This window comes from Hafnia paralvei ATCC 29927 (genome assembly GCF_001655005.1).
In the GTDB taxonomy this organism is placed as follows: Bacteria; Pseudomonadota; Gammaproteobacteria; order Enterobacterales; family Enterobacteriaceae; genus Hafnia; species Hafnia paralvei.
The window spans coordinates 1-572 of record NZ_LXET01000077.1 but is presented as its reverse complement, the minus strand read 5'-3'; the positions used below and the strand labels follow the sequence as shown (position 1 = coordinate 572).

Annotated in this window: 1 protein-coding gene; it reads right to left on the bottom strand. The window is 48.6% G+C overall.

Features of this window, described 5'->3' with window-relative positions; translation table 11 throughout:
- Positions 1 to 572 (bottom strand): autotransporter outer membrane beta-barrel domain-containing protein (locus M988_RS22155; protein WP_156518209.1); only part of this gene is annotated, 572 nt, incomplete at both ends.

Below are 572 nucleotides of genomic sequence, written 5' to 3'. Positions count from 1 at the left end.
TTGATTTGCCCTTCTACACCGACTTTCACTTCACCGATGTTACGCGCTCCGGCTTGGCTGATACGAACATCATCCATCTTCGCGCTGTAGCTGCGGGTGTTATGTAGCCAGTTAGCTTCGATGAACGGCTCGAAAGTACGGACTTTACCTTCGTCCATGGCATGATGACTTTTCAGATAAGCGCGCATACCTAAACGGGTCTGTACATTGCCATCACCTTCACTGTTCACTCGCGTACCATTATCTTCGCGATGTTTATCCGCCTTCACACCCATCCACGTCGCCTGTGCCTGTGGCTGAATAAACCATTCGTTAAGCGTCCCTTGGCTGCCCGTAAATTCTCCCATTTTCAGGGTATAACCCGTTTCTAGTGATGCTGTCAGCCCTTTGGATTTGTAGGACTCGCTGGCCAGTTGCTCACCATTCACGTGGTTATTAAACCAGCTATATTGCAGCCAGCTATCTACATATAACCCGCTCTTATCGGCGTCATTAGCAAACCATGTGCCGTAAACCCCAGCGCTGTAACCATTGATTGAACCTTTAGAATCATAGCCAGTGACTGAAGAATG